Here is an 18,916-nt window from a genome sequence, read left to right on the forward strand (position 1 = left end):
ACAGATCATGACTACATATATAAAAAAAATAATTTTTGGCCTTTACATGGCCATGTTGGCATTGTCTTGTACCGAATTAGACCTTGCCCAAGAAGATGCTGCCAGTTCTGCAACGTGGTATCAGACAAAAGAACAGTTTAGACAATCCCTTAATGAAGGTTATCGAGAAGTTTTCTGGCCTTTGGACAAGCCTTCAAGTGCAAATAGCATTGGTATCAATGGTTGGACCGATGACTTTCAAAGAAGGGACGCCTTAGACCCCATTAAAGCAGGAACGGTTTCTTCTGAATATGGTGCTGCATCGACGCAATGGGCCAATTTGTACAAGGCGATTACCAGAATGTTGGTGGTTCTCGAGCAAGTAGAAAATCAATCAGGTGTGTTGACAGATGATGAGGTAAGCCAATATAGGGCTGAGGTCAATTATCTAAGGGCGTCTTATTATTCATATTTAATTGCGCATTTTGGCGATGTGCCATTTTATGAGCAAGAACTTACCGTAGATGAATCTTTTGAGTTGCCCAGAACCGATAAAAATGAGATACTACAAAAAATTTACGGGTACTACGATGACGCTGCCTTGAACTTACCGGTAAGGTGGGATGGTGTTAAATATGCCACTAAAGGAGCTGCCTATGCCATGAAGGCCAGAATCGCATTGTATATGGGTGATTATGCAACAGCAGCCGAGGCTGCCGAAGATTGTATGGATTTGGGAGAATATGAATTACATCCTGATTTTGCCGAGTTGTTTGAATCAACCACCAAAAATTCTATCGAAACCATATTTCATATACCTAGAAGTGAGGCGCTTAATACATTTGACCCTGACGATGAACAAGATTATCTGCCGCGTAACCATGGTGGTTGGGGTGCCAGACAACCTACCTGGGAATTGTTGGCAAGTTTTGAATGTACAGATGGCCTTCCCATAGATGAATCACCTCTTTTTGACCCCCAAAATCCGTTTAAGAACAGAGATCCTCGGTGTGCAATGACCATAGTGCCTTTTGGGCAATTAGAAGATGGGGATGGAAGAGAACCTAGTGATGGTACCAATTTTATGGGTATTGAATATACCCCTCACCCGGCTTCAAAGCAAGTATTGAACTTTTCATCTAATGAGTTGATTTTAAATAATGATACTCGTTCAATTGCACGATTTGCATCATTCAACGGTCTAGCTTGGAAAAAGGGCATTACTGAAGATTGGAAAGACTTTCAAACAGATAGTGATAGAATAGTTATACGATATGCCGATGTTCTATTGATGTATGCCGAGTCCAAGATTGAATTAAATCAAATCGATCAAAGTGTTCTCGACGCCATTAACGAAGTTAGAAATAGGGCCTATGCAAATTCAGGTTTAGATACTCCATTGATTACATCGACCGATCAATCGGTCCTGAGATTAAAGATAAGGCAAGAGCGTCGTTCAGAACTTGCTTTTGAAGGTATGCGTTATATGGATTTGATTCGATGGCGTCTCGCCGAAAAAGCCCTGAACGGAGTATTGTATGGAATGCTCGATGTAGCTAGTGATGGTGATGTGAGCATACCGCCCAGTGGGCCTTTGGTTGATGATGTGGTTACTCCTGGTTTATGGTTTTGGGGTATAGTGCCAGAAATCGATGAAGATGGATTACCTGATTTTTCACCGCTATTGGAAGCAGGCTTGTGCAGGGCATTGAATACTACCAGTTTTCCGGAGCGCCAATATTTATGGCCAATACCTGCAGAAGAGAGGTTGTTAAACTCCAATTTGACCCAAAACGAAGGATACTAGTTAGTTATGTTAGTTTGACTGAGAAGGAGCTTCCCTGAATTGAGTTTCAGGGAGCCCTTTTTATGACATTATCAACGATTATCAAAACAAACAATCAAACAATGTTTAAAAAGATAGTATTAGGTTTTGCTTTCCTAGTAACGATAGCATCCTGTAAAAAACAAATAAGTTCTTCAGAGGGGCAAACGAAGGTTTTAACCAAGAATGGAGAAATAAAGTCTATCAGTGGTACACGCCAGATAAGTGGTGTTTATCCCCATCTAACAACTTATGCCCATGGTCGTGAAAATGGCGTTTATGGCTATGGTAATGAATGTGGTATTGGAGCTTTGGCCGAATGGAATGATAAACTTTATATGATCAACTATGCTGCACATCAGCCCAAAGGAAGTGAGCACAAACTCTATATTATTGATGAAAATCTTAATATGGAGGTTTTCGAGGGCAGTATAGGTGGTACACCAACTGCTAGAATGGTACATCAAGAATCCAACCAACTATTGATAGGTCCATATGTTATTGATAGTACCGGACAAATAAGGGTAGTTCCCTACAGCAAAATGGAAGGAAGGCTTAATGCCTATGCAAGACATTTGAAAGATCCTGAAAATTGGGTCTATATGTATGATATGGAGGGTATGCTTTACGAACTTAATGTAAATGACTTAAGTGTTAATAAGTTGTATCAGGATCCGCTTCCAGGATGGCACGGAAAAGGCGGTTATACAAGTCAAGGCCGTTTGGTTATATCAAATAATGGCGAGCACGCTAGCGAAGGTAGGGTGACTCATGACACGCAAGACTGGGATAACAATGATTTTCAATGGGAAGAGAGTTGGAAAGTTGATAAAGAAAATATTTTCGGTCATGATAAACTGGGGATATTGGCCGAATTCGACGGTAAGAATTTTAAAGTAGTAGAAAGAAAACAGTATACCGATATTACCACCAAAAATGGTATTTATGCCATACCGAATGATGATTCGCCGCTTTGGGCGATAGGTTGGGATGCGAAGTCTGTGCGATTGAAAGTACTGGATGCGGGAAAATGGTATACCTATCTTTTGCCAAAGGCAACCTACAACAATGACCCACCTCATGGTTGGTTTACCGAATGGCCAAGAATAAGGTCGATCGGTAATGATAAAATGATGATGGATATGCACGGAATGTTTTTCGATTTTCCTAAAACTTTCTCAGCTTCGAACACGAGTGGTATAAGGCCAATAGGCTCTCATCTAAGATATATACCCGATTTTATAAATTGGAACGGCCAATTAATTTTGGCAACCGATGAAACCAGTATTCAGGGTAACCCCTTAGCTGGTCAGCCGCAGTCGAACCTATGGTTCGGTAGTTATTCGCAACTATCTGAATGGGGCCCTTCATCCGCTTATGGCGCTATTTGGCTTAAAGAAGATGTACAGAAAAACAAACCCTCTGATCCGTTTCTAATTTCTGGTTTTGATAACCGAATGATTCATTTTAGAAATTACGGCAATACTTCGGTAGAACTTATCATTGAGATTGACATAAAAGGTAATAACGCTTGGGAAGAATTGAAGGTTTTAACGATTCCTGCTGACGGTTATGTTGCTGATATTTTCGATGAGGGACTGGATGGTGAATGGATCCGTTTAAAGTCTGATATCGATGCCCAATTGACAGCTTCTATTCACTTAACTGATGATGATTTGAATGATGGGGTTGAAGGTAGGTCCCTTTTTAGAGATTTGGTAGATATTGATGATGATAGTGAAGTAAACCATGCGAAATTATACAGCAATAAGACAAATTTTAACCTAAGTATTTTTAATGGTGCTATTGTTGAAGGCAAGTTTGAGCCCGGTAATGAATGGGAGTTTAGCAAGTTCGATTTTAAGTTTCAACCAGGTATTCAGGATACCACCGCTCGAGAGGCCTTGGTTTTGGAAACTATAGGGAAGCAAGTGAGCTTTGATAACAAGAAAGAAGAATCTGAAGAGAACTCCAATTCAAGTTTACCCGTTTGGTCTGAAGACGCAGCCTCAATAATAATTAATGCAAAGGAATATAAATTAAGACTACCAAAGGGTAAGTCTGATTATAAGTCTATTTTACCCGCCGGAACGGCTCGCTTCAGAAGAGAGGTAGAATCAGAAAGAGAGCTTGCAAACGTAGGGGGTACTTTCTATGAACTGCCCCTATTTAAAGTGGGTCAAGAACCTAGGTATAAAATGATGCGACCCGTCTCAACGCATAACAAACAAATTACTGATTTTAATACTTGGAATGGCCTTTTGGTACTAAGCGGAGTAAAAAAAGGAGCTCTTAAATCAGAACATGTTTATACGAATGAAGATAATTCGGCAAGTATATGGCTCGGCGGAATCGATGATTTGTGGAAGTATGGAAAGCCGGTAGGTGAAGGTGGCCCTTGGAAAGATTCAAAGGTTATTGCGGGTGAAATGAGCGATTTATACCTAATGACCGGGTACGATAAGAAGACCCTCGAATTACAAGCTGATAAGAAAACGAAAGTTACACTCTATGTTCATGTCAACCACTATCTCGATGAAGCGATTCCCTACAAAACTTTTGAACTTCAACCGAACAAAAAAATAACATATGAATTTCCTGACGGTTTTAGTGCTCACTGGGCTCAACTAAAATCAGATGAAGATTGTAAGATAACTTCTTGGTTTATCTATGAATAATGAATTTAAAATAAATAATATGAATATGCTTTTTCGATTGGTACTCATTATTACTAGTTGTGTGCAAATCAGTGCAGCACAAGAACTTCTTGTCGAGGCCGAGAGTTTTGATCAGCCTGGCGGGTGGGTAGTTGACCCTCAATTTGTTGAACAAATGGGTTCACCTTATTTAATGGCTCACGGCATGGGTGAACCTGTTGCCAATGCAGTAACCTCTGTTGAGTTTCCTAAAAAGGGAGAATACCACGTATGGGTTCGTACCATGAATTGGGCTCCTGGAGATTGGGAAGCTCCGGGCAGATTCGGGCTTACAATCAATGGTCACGCCTTTGAAAATGAACTCGGTAAACGTTCCGGATGGGGTTGGGAATATGTAGGTTCAATAAATTTAGATACTAAAACGGCAAAGCTTGAATTGATTGATTTTACTGGATTCAATGGTCGGTGTGATGCTGTATATTTTTCTAGTAAAAAAATCTCACCGCCCTCATCTCCTAAAAACCTGGCAGAATGGAGGGCCAAAATAGCTCAAGAACCGAACAAGCCTGCTAAATCGGAAGATTATGATTTGGTTGTAACAGGAGGTGGCATTGCAGGTTGTGCGGCTGCCATTGCAGCTGCAGAACAGGGAATGAAAGTAGCCTTGATTCATGATAGACCAGTGTTGGGAGGTAACGCCAGTAGTGAAATAAGAGTTCATACGCTGGGAATTTACGGGCATTTCGAGCGTATTCTTAAAAAGTTGGATACCGAACATTACCCAAATGGCTCAGCCGATGCTAAGATTGACCAGAAAAAAAGGGATGATAATGTCAAAAGTTATAAGAATATTCATCTTTATCTTAATTGGAGGGCCTACGATGCAGTGACTGAGGAAGAAACTATAAAATATGTTGATGCACGTCAAACAAAGACAGGAGAGAGAAAAAGATTTTCGGCCCCATATTTCGTTGATTCGACGGGCGACGGATGGATAGGCTATTGGGCGGGAGCAGAATTTTCATACGGGAGGGAGAGCGTTGATAAGTATGGAGAAGATTGGGAAGAGTGGGGCGAACTATGGAGCCCGGAAGAGGCTGACAACGCTGTAATGGGCTCTTCGGTATTATGGGGGTCAAAAGAGACCGAACAAGAACAGCAATTTCCTGAGGTGCCTTGGGCAATGACTGTAGCCAAAAAATATCAAGAAATAAACGGTGAATGGCAATGGGAGTTCAGTAGAAACGATTTGAATCAGATTGATGATGCAGAAGAAATCAGAGACCACATGTTAATGGCAATATATGGTTCTTTCGCTAATGCCAAAAAAGACCCTAAAAATGCCAATAGAAAATTAGAATGGGTGTCATATCTGGTGGGTAAAAGAGAGTCAAGAAGGTTGGTAGGCGACCATATTTTCACCTTTAACGATGCCAAAGCTGGCACAAAATTTCCTGATGCGGTGGTGGAAGAAACAAGGGAAGTAGACGTACATTATCAAACTGTTTTGGAAAATGAGAAGAATCCTGATTTCATTTCTGAGGCTTTGTTCTTTAAAACACCAAAATATTACATCCCCTACAGAAGCCTTTATTCAAAGAATATTACTAATCTATTTATGGCGGGTAGAAATTTTAGTACCTCACATGTGGGGCTCGGCGGCCCGAGGGTTATGCGTACCACAGGTCAAATGGGTGCAGCTGTAGGCCTAGCCGCATCGCTTTGTAAAAAATACGATGTAAACCCGCGAGATGTTTATGTTGGGTATCTCAATGAGTACTTGAAATTGATAGAAGATCAAAAGTATCTGAAAATTCCAGCTTCAAAACAATGAAACTAATTGCGGTCATATTCTTTTTTGCCGTGCACATGTCATGGTCGCAGTTTGATAGGGTCAATTCGTTTTCAAATAATAAGTGGGCTGGTGGCCAACAACTTGAAAAGCCACAATTTTTTATTTTACCCTGGCAACCGGGAACTCAACTTGTTGAAAAGGAAACCAATTTGAGTATTAAGGTCGACTCTTTAGGTTTAAAACCTGTCAAGGCACTACAAGATAGTTCAGGTACAATAATTATTTATGTTTCAGATATCTCTACACCGGTTTGTGCAGATGGTGATTGTCGCTTAATGGACATTCGGTTTTATTGGACCTTACTTGGAGGATATGCAGGTTTTGATAGTTATCAACAGAGTCCACTTACAAAACACGACCATGATGAGTTTGTGTATGCCGATTACCTTAAGCTACATCAACTTTTGTTGGATGATAACTCGATTCTAAAACGTAGAAAAGTTGATGAACTTGTCAAAAAGCCGCAAGTTTCAGAAAATGAGAATGTTGATGCTGTCGCAGGTGCAACGATAAAAGAAGTTAAGGAATCCGTCGTTTCAGGAGCATTATATTCTTGCTATACGGCATGGCACATAGTGCATGGCGTCGTTAAGAACCAAATACGAGAACTTACGGTTAAGGGTTTGAGCGAGGATCAGTTGGTTTCTATGTTATCAGTAGATAATCCAGACTATCAGATATTTGTACTTAAAAGATTCTCAAAGGCTCAATATGAAAAGAACTATAAGCAGATTGCCGCCATATTTAAAGACGGAATACCTCTGGTAAGAAGTTACATAGTTAAAAATGTACCAAGCTCATTTTGGGAAAATGAAACCTTACAAACACCTTTTTGGAATTGTTTCTCTGATTTAGACATCAACTCGAGGAGTTTGTTGCTTGAAAAAATAGCAATGGCTCCTTTGACTATTATCTATGAGTTGTCCAAAAATCTTGGGGTAATGACCAAAAACCAATTGAAGCAATATTTAAATCATTTGTCAAATACTAAGGGTATCGATAAAGTTCTAATTGAATCTCTAAAATCATTTGCCGATGACCCCAATGAGACTTATAACTATTTGGTTGATAATTTTTTAGAAGATTATGTTGAATGAGAAAAGTTCTAAAGCCGTAGAGCTTTTCTATTATAATTAATCATGGTTTCTCTTATTATTTCCATTTTAGCCTTAATTGCCGGCTATTTTTTATACGGCAGGTTTGTAGAAAGGGTATTTGGCCTCAAGGATAATAAAACTCCTGCTCACAGGCTGCGCGATAATGTAGATTACCTACCCTTGCCTACTTGGAAGGTATTTTTGATTCAATTTTTAAATATTGCAGGTCTGGGTCCCATATTTGGAGCCATATCTGGTGCAATGTTCGGGCCATCTGCTTTTCTTTGGATCGTTTTGGGAAGCATTTTTGCGGGTGCTGTACACGATTATATGTCAGGCATGCTTTCAGTAAGGCACGATGGGTTGAGCATAAGTGAAATTGTGGGTATTTATCTTGGATCGGGTGCCAAATACTTGATGCGCATTTTTACCGTGATTCTTTTGATTTTTGTGGGAACTGTTTTTCTCGTTGGTCCGGCAAAAATATTAAATGGTATGGTGCCAGATTCGATAGGTGTATGGCTATGGGTTGGCTTTATTTTAGTGTACTATATTCTCTCAACAGTTTTACCTATAGATAAATTAATAAGTAAGTTCTATCCAATATTCGGAATAGCAATGCTATTCATGGCCGTTGGCCTGTTAATAGCACTTTTTTTAGGTGATTATGAGGTTCCTGAACTGGTGGTGTCCAATTTGTATAATATGAGTTCAGATCCTGAAACGACGCCTTTGTTTCCTATCTTGTTTGTGACTATAGCTTGTGGTGCTATTTCAGGTTTTCATGCTACACAATCCCCCTTAATGGCTCGCTGCATAAAGAATGAACGCCTCGGCAAGAAAGTATTCTTTGGTACCATGATAACAGAAGGTGTGGTAGCATTGATATGGGCTGCTGCAGCAATGGCTTTTTTTGGAGATGTTGATGGGCTAAATAGTTCTATGCGCGCAAATAACAATAATGCAGCCTGGGCGGCGAATGAAATTTCTTTGAATATGTTAGGCGGCATAGGAGGTATTTTGGCGTTGTTGGGCATAGTTGCCGCTCCAATAACATCAGGAGATACTGCGTTCAGGTCTGCTCGTCTGATACTAAGTGATGTTTTTAAATTCAATCAGGGTAAGGTGAAAAACAGACTTTTAATTAGTGGTCCGTTATTTGTCATTGCCTTTCTCTTGACCCAAATAGATTTCGGAATTATTTGGAGGTATTTCGCTTGGAGTAATCAAGCTTTGGCAACGGTCGTTCTTTGGACGGTAACCACTTATTTGGTTTATGAGAACAAACTTTTTTTGATTTCCTTTTTACCTGCATTATTTATGACGATGGTCACGACGACCTATATTCTTGTTGCACCCGAGGGGCTCGGGTTACCGATTAATTGGGGCTATTGTGGTGGAACAATTGCGACCGCAATGGTTTCTGTCGCATTTTGGCATCACATCATTCAAAGAAAGAAAATGACTTTAAAACTATGAGTAAATTTTATGTTGTTTTTGTTGTAGGTATGGCCCTACTGATGAACTCTTGCGGTGATAATAGCTCATCAGAAGAGCTACTCAAAAGTATAGACATTAATAAGCCCATCTATCGAATATTGACTTATGAGGATACCGGATTGAATTTTATGAATAAAATTCAAGAGACCACTACTATGAACGGATTTTATTATGAATATTACTATAACGGGGGAGGTGTTGCGGTAGCCGATTTTAATAATGACGGTCTAGAAGATGTTTACTTCATTAGTAACCTAAGAACCAACAAGCTTTATTTGAATCAAGGAAAGTTGAAATTTAAAAACGTAAGTGTTCAATCAAATACCCAAGGAAGAGGAGGTTTTCCTACAGGTGTATCCGTAATTGATATCAATAATGATGGTTTAAAAGATATTTATATTCTAAAATCGGGGAGGTTTGAAGACGATGAGCTATTGAAAAATGAACTATTAATAAATCAAGGTGTAAACAGCAACGGCTTACCGATGTTTAAGGAAGATGCAGCTTCCTACGGATTAGATTTACCGCATTACTCCACACAGGCCAGTTTTTTCGATTATGATAAAGATGGTGATTTAGATATGTTTCTGGTCAATCATAATATCGAGACGTATGACCTTGAAAATATTGAGGAAATACAAAAAGAGAGTTCAGATAGAATTGGCGAAAAACTTTTTCGAAACGATAATGGTTTTTTTATAGATGTAACAGCAAACACCGGTATTGTAAGTAATAATCTAGGGTTCGGTCTCGCCGTTGCCATTGGAGATGTCAATAATGATGAATGGCCTGATGTTTACACGAGTAATGATTACTACGAAAAAGACCATTTATATCTAAACAATAAAAATGGAACTTTTTCAGAAGTTTCGTTGAAAGCGTTTAACCACATATCTACTTTTTCAATGGGTAGCGACATGGCAGACATCAACAACGATGGCCTGCTTGATATAATGACTTTAGATATGATGGCCGAAGATAATTATACGCAGAAGACCAGTATGAGCGGTATGAACGTGGCCAATTTTTATAAGGTAGAAGATTTAGGTTTGCATAGTCAATATATGTACAATGCCCTTCAGCTGAACAATGGGGCTTTACTTGAAGAAAGTATTCCTATTTTTTCTGATGTAGCGCAAATTGCGGGAGTATCTAGCACTGATTGGAGTTGGGCACCACTACTTTTTGATATGGACAATGATGGAAATAGAGATTTGTTCATTACGAATGGTATAAAAAGAGATTTTAGAAATAATGATTTTGTGAATTATTTCGAGGAAAAATACCAAGAGGGAAAACGAAAGAAGAAAATTGACCTGGTCGAACATATCGATGATTTATTGGATAGGTTACCTGAAAGGGCAAAGCAAAATTACCTCTATCGTAACTTAGGGAATCTTAATTTTCAAAAATTGAATATGGAACAGCCCGAAACTTTTGCAAGTGGTGCCGCCTACGCAGATTTTGATAATGACGGAGACCTTGATGTAGTGGTTAACAATACTGACGATTTTGCCCACCTATACGAAAATATCGCTGATAGTAATAACTACATTGACATTTCACTTAAGGGATATCCGAAAAATTTGGATGCTCTGGGAGCACGAGTAAACATTTATACGAAAGGTCATGTAAGTATGGCTGAAAATTTTTTCACAAGAGGTTTTCAATCTTCAATGGCCGGGCCTATGCACTTTGGGTTGAAAGATAATGCCATGATCGATTCTATTGTTGTATTATGGCCAAATGGTAAATACCAAGTATTGAATGAAATAGTCTCTAACCAAAAGTTAGAAATAGTATATGATCCAAACAAAGAATATCCCTCTCAGAATGATTTAAACCCAATATTTAAGGAAAACACTTTAGGTCGTGGTGTTGATTTCACCCATGCAGAAAATGACTATAACGATTTTGAGCTTGAGACCCTTTTACCTCACAAAATGTCTCAATTTGGGCCTGCCCTGAGCGTAGCAGATGTAAACGGAGATGGTTTGGAGGATTTTTATATTGGGGGAGCAAAAGGACAAAAAGGGGTTTTGTATCTGCAAAACGAAAATTCCAGTTTTCACCCTCTTAAAATTTCAGACTTTGAAAAAGATAAAAATCACGAAGATACGAGCGCTTTGTTTTTTGATGCCGATGGTGACGGAGATAAGGACCTTTATGTGGTAAGCGGAGGTAATGAAGAAGAAGCCGATAGTGATTATTATCAGGATCGCCTGTACCTGAATGGAGGAAAAGGTGATTTTCATAATGTATCTTCGGCCTTGCCTACTCTTACGGCCAGCGGAATGTCAGTTGATGCTCACGATTACGATCAAGATGGTGATCTTGATTTGTTTGTTGGTTCCAGGTTACTTCCAAAAAAATACGGGTTGCCGGCAAAAAGCTATCTGTTGGAAAACAAGTCAGAATCCGAAGAAATCAGATTTGAGGATGTTACTTCTGAATTGATTCCCGAAATGTTGAAATTTGGGATGGTCACAGATGCCATTTGGATAGATATTGATGGGGATACTATAAAGGAACTGCTTATTTCAGAAGAGTGGGGCGGCATATCCATATTTAAATATGAAGATGGTCGATTTTCAAATAAATCAGAATTATGGGGGTTAAAAAATCAAATTGGCTGGTGGAATACTATTGTGCCCAGTGATATCGACGATGATGGAGATATAGATATTCTTGCAGGTAATTTGGGGCTTAATTACAAGTATAAGGCTTCTCATGACGCTCCGTTTCATTTGTATGTAAATGATTTTGATAAGAATAGTACCAGCGATATTGTATTGGGCTTCCAGCAAAGTGACAAACAATATCCTTTAAGAGGTAGAGAGTGTACATCAAATCAAATGCCTTTTGTTAAAAAGAAATTTGAGACCTATGACGCTTTCGCAAAGGCAAGTTTACAAGAAGTTTATGGTGATGGGCTAACAAATAGTATTCATAGGAAAGCAACTAACTTTGCCAGTGGAATATTTGAAAATGTAGATAATAAGCGTTTTGAATTTCGTCATCTGCCAAACGAAATTCAAATTTCCTCGATTAACAGAATTCTCCCTCATTATAATGATGATAGTAATCGAACGGATTTAGTTCTTTTAGGTAATTTATATGCGTCAGAGGTAGAAACTCCTAGAAACGACGCAAGTTTTGGGCATTACCTTCGTAATATTGGAGCATTTGATTTTGAAGTAGTTCCTTCTAAATCATCAGGTCTAGTTGTTAGGGGTGATGTGAGGGGGGCATCATTTATATCTTTAGGACACAAAGGGGATGAAGCAATTTTAGTGGCAAGAAATGATGATAGGCTGCTTTTGCTCGAAATCAATGAATAGGTAATGCTGAAAAAAGCCATTTTATATTTTCTTTTTTTTGGAATTTTCCCTTTTGAATTAATGTCAATCGGCATAAATCCAACATTTGATACCATACCACCCAATATCATCGTATTCATAGCAGACGATATTAGCTGGAACGACTTCGGATGCTATGGTAACAAAGATGTTCAAACACCAAATATTGATGGGTTGGCCGAGGGAGGTCTTAGATTTGATAATGCCATTTTAACAACTAGTTCCTGTAGTCCTAGTAGAATTAGTATCATGACTGGTCGATATCCTCATAATACAGGTGCTGCAGAACTACATACGGAACCAAAAAGAAATTTTAGTTCGATTGCCTCACAATTGAAAAATAAAGGCTACCACACAGGCCAGGCAGGTAAATGGCACATGGGAGATCTTTTGCGAAACGGTTTCGATGTAATTCATGATAATGGAAAGGCAAATGGAGATGGGGGAGAGGACATGTGGTTACCTGCACTTAAAGACCGAGATAAAAGCCGACCATTTTTCTTTTGGTTCGCATCCATGGATGCTCACAGGCCGTGGGGTGCTAATAATTTTTCTGGAACTCATTTACCGGAGACTGTTGAGGTGCCAAAAACCTTGGTGAATGATGGACCTACAAAAATTGATATAGCCCGATACTATGATGAGATCAAACGGTTTGACCACCATATAGGTCAAGTGGTGACTTTGTTAAAAAAAGAAGGGCAATATGATAATACCCTTATTCTTATTATGGCGGATAACGGGAGACCGTTTCCAAGAGATAAAACCAGAATGTATGATTCAGGTCTAAAGACACCTTTTATTGCTCACTGGCCGAATAAGATTAAAAAGGGTGTTAGTAAAGCTTTAATTAGTATAATGGATTTGGCTCCAACAATTCTGGAAGTTTGTGGTGCAGAAACCCCAAAAAGTTTTCAAGGCAGAAGCTTCAAAAAATTATTGACAAATCCTGCGGCAAGTTTTAGAAACTATGCTTTTGGTGAACATAATTGGCATGACCATGAAGCACATGAAAGGGTTATTAGAACATCAGAATACTTATATATTCTTAATTCAAGACCCAAGTACGCTAATCAGGGGCCGGCAGACGCCTTGAAGAGCCCATCATTTCAAGCCTTAAAACAAGAAAAAATAGATGGAAGCCTTACGGAGGCGCAAAATGATGTTTTTCTGAAACCACGGTCAATGGAAGAGCTCTTTAAATTATCGACTGATACAAATCAGTATGACAATTTGTTAGGAAATAACACTTATCAAGACATTCATATAACTCTTAGAACGATTTTAGAAAAGTGGATGATAGAAACAGGTGATTCTATACCCGATAATCTTACAGGAGACTGGTACACTCGAGACGATGGAAGCCGAATTGAAGAAGGTTTTCAAACTCGCGGGGTTATGCCCGGATTAAAACATAAGGCTGATTTAATTGATGCTAGCGGACCCTTTTAGATGAAGGAAAAATAGTCTTTATGCACCTAATTGGTCCATAGGAAAAGTATGGTGTCGCACATTTAAAAAGGGTTGTAAAGTTTTTAAAATATTTGTTTAATGGCGATGTCTTCGAGAGCTTTAAGCTTTGCTTTCTCACATTTGTGTGCCAATTAGACCTAATCCCTATTCTTCATCAGAGTATTCTAAGATATCGCCCGGCTGGCAATCTAAGGCTTGACAGATTGCTTCCAACGTACTGAAACGTACGGCTTTGGCTTTGCCCGTCTTTAGAATTGATAGGTTTGATAAGGTAAGACCCACTCTATCTGAAAGTTCGTTGAGAGAAATCTTCTGTTGCGCCATAACGACATCTAAGTTTACGATAATTGGCATAATTATATGGTCATTTCGTTTTCTGATTTCATGTCAATAGCGTTCTGCAAGATTCTTTCTAAAACATTTATCGCAACAGCCACTGATATGGATGCAAATGAGGATACTATACACATAGCCAGAAACCCAGCAGGGTCATCATCTTTATGATGAAATATCCGTACATAAATGGCCGCAAGAGCAATAGCGATACTGACAATAATCGCACAATGCTTAATACTTTTTAAGGTTCTCAATGAGGTGAGGGAAAACAGTCGATTTTGACCAATATATCCTAGAAGTTTGATAGCCTTATACAAAGCCACAAAAAATGCTATGGATGCTAGATATCCATATAAAATTAAGGGGTCCATATAAATATGTAATAAGTCTAAATTCTCGGCTCTGCCTTCGAGCATCGGAAATCGAATCAATATGATAAGGGTGACGATGGCCAGAAGAACAACGCCCGACTGAAGAAACCTGATAGAAGTTTTTTTCATAACTACACTTAGAATAAAATCTAAGACAAGATTACAATTTTTTATTGATATTCAATAAAAATAATTTGTATTTCAATAAAATTGAAAATGATTCTTAGTAAGAAATTTGAAAAATGGTTTTTACTATAATCCTTTTAAATAGTAAGGGCATAAGGAGCCTTTAGTGTGCTACCTCAACCACTACGTTCCCTTTTTTTCTTCCTTGATCAACATACTCATGGGCAGCTACTATTTCAGAAATTGAAAAGCACCGGTCTATATAGGGTTTGATTTTTTCTTCTTTGGTAAGTTCAAGTAGGCGGTTCAAATGTTCTTGTTTGGGGTTCGTGATGGCGTTGATTGAAACGAAGCTACCATTCAGCTTCAATACTTTCTTTGCCTGCGATTTGGTTATCTTGCCGACCGCATCAAAAACGATGTCAAACCTCTCGTTGATCAGTGTGAAATCATTTTGGTGATAGTCAATAGCACTGTCGGCTCCGAGAGATTGTACCATTTCGAAATTAGAGCCACTGCAAACGGCCACAACTTTGGCGCCTTGGCTTTCGGCAATTTGCACGGCAAAGCTACCCACGCTACCTGATGCACCATAAACCAAAACATTTTGTCCTTTACTAAGGCCAGCTTTGTCAAGAAGGAATAGGGCCGTCATACCCCCTACAGGTAGAGCGGCTGCTTCGTTAAAATCTAAATTTTTCGGTTTTTTGCCAAGCACCCCCTTTTTTCTTACTACCGGTACACTTATATATTCGGTATACGAACCGGTCGAAAGAGTGGTTGGGGTGCCAAGAACTTCGTCTCCGATTTTATATAAAGTAACATCTTTACCTACCGCTTCTACAACTCCGGAAAATTCATGCCCTAAAATTTCTTTTTTAGGTTTGAACAGCCCGTAGATCAAGCGAACGAATAACCATGCTATAGGGGGAAAGTTACTGGCGCGTAATCTGGTATCGCCTGAAGTAACGGTGGTAGAATAAATCTTTACCAGAATTTCATTTTTTTTGACTGTTGGTTTTTCGATATCCATCAATATCAAAACATGGGGCGGGCCATATTGTTTGTATACAACTGCTTTCATAATCAAATATTCGACTAAGCCTTTAAAGGCCATATGTTAAAGGGGCTACAAAGAATCTTGGCAAAATGAAAAGGGGGAGGTAAATTTGGCTTTGACATTTTCTCGTCAAAGCGCAGGCCAAGTTTCTAAGTTATGGCTAGTAAAGTACAAAAATTGCAATTAGGAAGTGATAGACTTAAAATCATTATGGTAATTCACTTTTTCCTATAAACCGCAGTATTAGAAAAAAGAAAAGCCATCAACAAAGATTGATGGCTTTTGGCTTTGTAGCGGGGACTGGACTCGAACCAGCGACCTTCGGGTTATGAGCCCGACGAGCTACCTACTGCTCTACCCCGCGATGTGGGTTTCTTCTCTCTTGCAATTACTACTGCAGTTCATGACACTGCCGAGAAGAGCGCTACTATTCGTAACGGGCGACAAATATACAACTGTTTTATGGTATTATCAAAACTTGTTGCAGAATCTTTTTTAACTACCTTCATAAATACTTAAAATGCATACCTTCGAGACTTGCTATACATTTTATGGAGATAATCAACGACTTTATTGCAAGGGCCTTACCATTCACCGAGTGGCCCATGTTTATACTTTTAATTGGTGGCGGACTTTTCTTGGTCGCGTACTCTAAATTTTTGCCCTATCGTTTTTTTGGCCACGCCATTGCTATTACAGCCGGTAAATACGATGATAAATCGGCGCAAGGCGATGTGAGCTCATTTCAGGCTCTTTCTGCTGCAGTGGCCGCGACCGTTGGTCTTGGTAATATATCTGGGGTCGCCATTGCCATTCATGATGGTGGGCCTGGCGTTGTTTTTTGGATATGGGTTACCGCCTTGATCGGCATGTGTATCAAGTTCTATTCCTGTAGTCTTGCGGTTATGTACCGATCTTCAGACGCCGATGGAAAACTGCAGGGCGGGCCGATGTATTATATAACCAAAGGTTTGGGAGAAAAGGCAAAACCTTTGGCCGTATTCTTTGCGATTTGTGGACTCTTTGGTTTTTTAGGTGTCTTTACGGCCAATCAGTTTACCGAGACTTTTATGAGCGTGGTTGAGCCAAATGAATCTATTGCCAATTTTGGCGATTTTAATTGGCAATTGGGCATAGGTGTCGTTTTGGCCATTATTACTTCATTTGTGATTTTCGGTGGACTTACAAAAATTGCTAAAGTGGCTTCTGCTATTGTGCCATTTATGGTATTGGTCTATCTCATTGCCGTCGTGGTGGTTATGTCGCTCAATGCATCTCAAATTATTCCCTCTCTTAAAATGATATTTGCCGAAGCTTGGAATTTTAAGACTGTGGTAACCGGCGGATTTTGGGGGCTGGTCATTATCGGTATACGCAGGGCCATGTTTTCTAACGAGGCCGGTCTTGGTAGTGCGCCCATGTATCACGGGCAGTCGAAAACTGATAGCCCTATCAAAGAGGGTTTGGTGGCCATGTTAGGCCCCTTTATAGATACTATTTTGGTTTGCACCTTTACGGCGGTCGTGATTATTCTAAGTGGCGCTTATTTAGAAGATAGTAGCGGAATTGTTATGACACTTTCCGCATTTGAAAAGACATTGTTCGGTTATGGCGATGACCTGTTGATGCTAATTGTTACTGCGTTTGCTCTATCTACACTATTCACCTATTCTTACTATGGGGTAAAGTGCCTATCGTTTTTAACGAATCCCAAAATCGGTAAACTGTATAACTGGTACTTCGTAATTATGATTGTTTTTGCGGCCGTGGCATCTTTAGAACTGGTTAAAAATCTCATCGATCTTTCTTATGCATTAATGGTCATACCCAATATGATTGCCGTACTTTTGTTGGCGCCTAAAGTGAATAAAGAGGCAAAGAAATATTTTCAGAGGTTGAAAGGTGAGCACTGATAATTTTGAACATGAGTTTTTTGGGATTGGCATTCAGAACGGAAAAACACCCGAGAACTTAGGGGTGCTATGGCGCACGGCCCAAAATCTTGGCGCAAGCTTTATTTTTACCATAGGAAACAGGTATGCTAAGCAATCTAGTGATACGCATCACGCGGTTAAGGCAATGCCGTATTTTCATTATGAGACTTTTGATGATTTTTACGCCAATTTACCTAAAGGTGCCATGTTGGTGGGGGTTGAAATGAAAGATGGATCCGTTGATTTAGAATCTTTTAATCACCCCAGAAGATGTGTTTATTTATTAGGAGCTGAAGATCACGGTCTATCGAATAGAGCCTGTGAAAAATCACATCATTTGGTCCAATTCAAATCGACCAAAAGCTTGAATGTTGCCGTTGCAGGAAGCATTGTTATGTACGATAGAAATCTACCAAAACCACGAATGCGCTAATAGAATTAATCATGGGAGAACATAAATCAGGGTTTGTAAATATTATCGGCAACCCTAATGTAGGCAAGTCAACTTTGATGAATGCCTTTGTGGGTGAGAAGCTTTCGATAATAACCTCAAAGGCACAGACTACAAGACACCGTATTTTGGGTATTGTAAATGGAGATGATTTTCAGGTGATATTGTCTGATACACCAGGCATTATTAAACCCGCTTACGAGCTTCAAACATCTATGATGAACTTCGTAAAGACTGCTTTTGAAGATGCAGATGTATTGATTTATATGGTAGAAATAGGGGAGAAAGCTCTAAAGGACGAAGCTTTTTTCGAAAAAATAAAAAATAGCAAAATACCCGTACTTCTTCTATTGAACAAAGTAGATACGGCCACCCAAGAATTGTTGGAAGAGCAGGTACAGTACTGGCAAGAGTTGCTTCCTACGGTTGAATTGCATCCTATCTCGGCCTTGAGTAATTTCAATATCAAAAATGTATTTGAGCGCATCATCGAATTGCTTCCCGAGGGGCCTGCCTACTACCCTAAAGACCAATTGACCGATAGGCCTGAAAGGTTTTTTGTGAATGAGACCATTCGTGAAAAAATTCTTCTTCACTACAAAAAAGAGATTCCTTATGCGGTAGAAATAGAAACGGAAGAGTTTCTTGAAGATGATGATATTATTCGAATGCGAGCAGTCATTATGGTAGAGCGTGATTCCCAAAAAGGCATCATTATAGGTCACAAAGGGGCTGCCCTAAAGAAAGTAGGGGTAGAGGCGCGTAAAGATCTAGAGCAGTTTTTCGGTAAGCAAGTTCATATCGAGCTTTATGTAAAAGTGAACAAAAACTGGCGAAGCGATATGAGGCAACTCAAGCGCTTCGGTTACAATCAAAATTGATTCATAACTATA

13 protein-coding genes and 1 tRNA gene are annotated in these 18,916 nt (G+C 39.3%); 10 read left to right on the forward strand and 4 right to left on the reverse strand.

All coding sequences use genetic code 11. The annotated features are described in order from the left end of the window. Positions 1-7: 7 nt before the first annotated feature. The 7 genes from D1013_RS04530 to D1013_RS04560 all read left to right on the forward strand — a co-directional run bounded on the left by D1013_RS04530 (position 8) and on the right by D1013_RS04560 (position 13,724). Positions 8-1,786 carry a RagB/SusD family nutrient uptake outer membrane protein gene (locus tag D1013_RS04530; RefSeq protein WP_121847751.1) on the forward strand — a complete coding sequence of 593 codons (1,779 nt, stop codon included), beginning with the start codon at positions 8-10 and terminating at the stop codon, positions 1,784-1,786. Positions 1,787-1,887: 101 nt separating this feature from the next. Beyond that, the gene (locus D1013_RS04535) at positions 1,888-4,482 is read left to right on the forward strand and encodes a hypothetical protein (RefSeq protein WP_121847752.1); all 2,595 of its coding nucleotides are present in this window, start codon (positions 1,888-1,890) and stop codon (positions 4,480-4,482) included. Positions 4,483-4,501: 19 nt separating this feature from the next. Further along, positions 4,502-6,295 carry an FAD-dependent oxidoreductase gene (locus D1013_RS04540; protein WP_121850599.1) on the forward strand — a complete coding sequence of 598 codons (1,794 nt, stop codon included), beginning with the start codon at positions 4,502-4,504 and terminating at the stop codon, positions 6,293-6,295. Continuing rightward, the gene (locus tag D1013_RS04545) at positions 6,292-7,413 is read left to right on the forward strand and encodes a hypothetical protein (protein WP_162987810.1); all 1,122 of its coding nucleotides are present in this window, start codon (positions 6,292-6,294) and stop codon (positions 7,411-7,413) included. The genes D1013_RS04540 and D1013_RS04545 overlap by 4 nt, the downstream gene beginning before the upstream one ends. 42 nt (positions 7,414-7,455) lie before the next feature. After that, entirely contained in the window at positions 7,456-8,892 is a 1,437-nt protein-coding gene (locus tag D1013_RS04550) for a carbon starvation CstA family protein (protein WP_121847754.1), read from the forward strand. Next, entirely contained in the window at positions 8,889-12,254 is a 3,366-nt protein-coding gene (locus tag D1013_RS04555) for a VCBS repeat-containing protein (protein WP_121847755.1), read from the forward strand. The genes D1013_RS04550 and D1013_RS04555 overlap by 4 nt, the downstream gene beginning before the upstream one ends. Positions 12,255-12,314: 60 nt before the next feature. Then, a complete protein-coding gene (locus tag D1013_RS04560; RefSeq protein WP_121850600.1) occupies positions 12,315-13,724 on the forward strand; it encodes a sulfatase family protein in 1,410 nt (469 codons plus the stop codon). Between the two features lie 165 nt (positions 13,725-13,889). On the opposite strand, the gene D1013_RS04565 is transcribed toward D1013_RS04560, so the two are convergent. From D1013_RS04565 to D1013_RS04580, 4 genes are all read right to left on the reverse strand, one after another. After that, positions 13,890-14,099 carry a helix-turn-helix domain-containing protein gene (locus D1013_RS04565; protein ID WP_121847756.1) on the reverse strand — a complete coding sequence of 70 codons (210 nt, stop codon included), beginning with the start codon at positions 14,097-14,099 and terminating at the stop codon, positions 13,890-13,892. A 2-nt stretch (positions 14,100-14,101) separates the two neighbouring features. After that, on the reverse strand, positions 14,102-14,581 hold the full coding sequence (locus D1013_RS04570) for a DUF2975 domain-containing protein (protein WP_121847757.1): 480 nt from the start codon (positions 14,579-14,581) through the stop codon (positions 14,102-14,104). 160 nt (positions 14,582-14,741) lie between these two features. Beyond that, positions 14,742-15,662 carry an NAD(P)-dependent alcohol dehydrogenase gene (locus D1013_RS04575; RefSeq protein WP_121850601.1) on the reverse strand — a complete coding sequence of 307 codons (921 nt, stop codon included), beginning with the start codon at positions 15,660-15,662 and terminating at the stop codon, positions 14,742-14,744. A 267-nt stretch (positions 15,663-15,929) separates the two neighbouring features. Continuing rightward, positions 15,930-16,002, reverse strand: a tRNA-Met gene (locus D1013_RS04580). Between the two features lie 187 nt (positions 16,003-16,189). Here D1013_RS04580 and D1013_RS04585 point away from each other — a divergent pair. Genes D1013_RS04585 through era form a run of 3 tightly spaced genes read left to right on the forward strand, consistent with a single transcriptional unit; the run spans position 16,190 to position 18,904 of the window. Next, positions 16,190-17,551: an alanine/glycine:cation symporter family protein gene (locus D1013_RS04585; protein WP_121847758.1), complete on the forward strand. Its 1,362-nt coding sequence runs from the start codon at positions 16,190-16,192 to the stop codon at positions 17,549-17,551. Further along, positions 17,541-18,005 carry an RNA methyltransferase gene (locus D1013_RS04590; protein ID WP_121847759.1) on the forward strand — a complete coding sequence of 155 codons (465 nt, stop codon included), beginning with the start codon at positions 17,541-17,543 and terminating at the stop codon, positions 18,003-18,005. Before D1013_RS04585 ends, D1013_RS04590 begins: the two co-directional genes overlap by 11 nt. Positions 18,006-18,016: 11 nt before the next feature. Further along, the gene (era, locus tag D1013_RS04595) at positions 18,017-18,904 is read left to right on the forward strand and encodes a GTPase Era (RefSeq protein WP_121847760.1); all 888 of its coding nucleotides are present in this window, start codon (positions 18,017-18,019) and stop codon (positions 18,902-18,904) included. Positions 18,905-18,916: the final 12 nt, after the last annotated feature.

The organism is Euzebyella marina, from assembly GCF_003687485.1.
Taxonomy (GTDB): domain Bacteria; phylum Bacteroidota; class Bacteroidia; order Flavobacteriales; family Flavobacteriaceae; genus Euzebyella; species Euzebyella marina.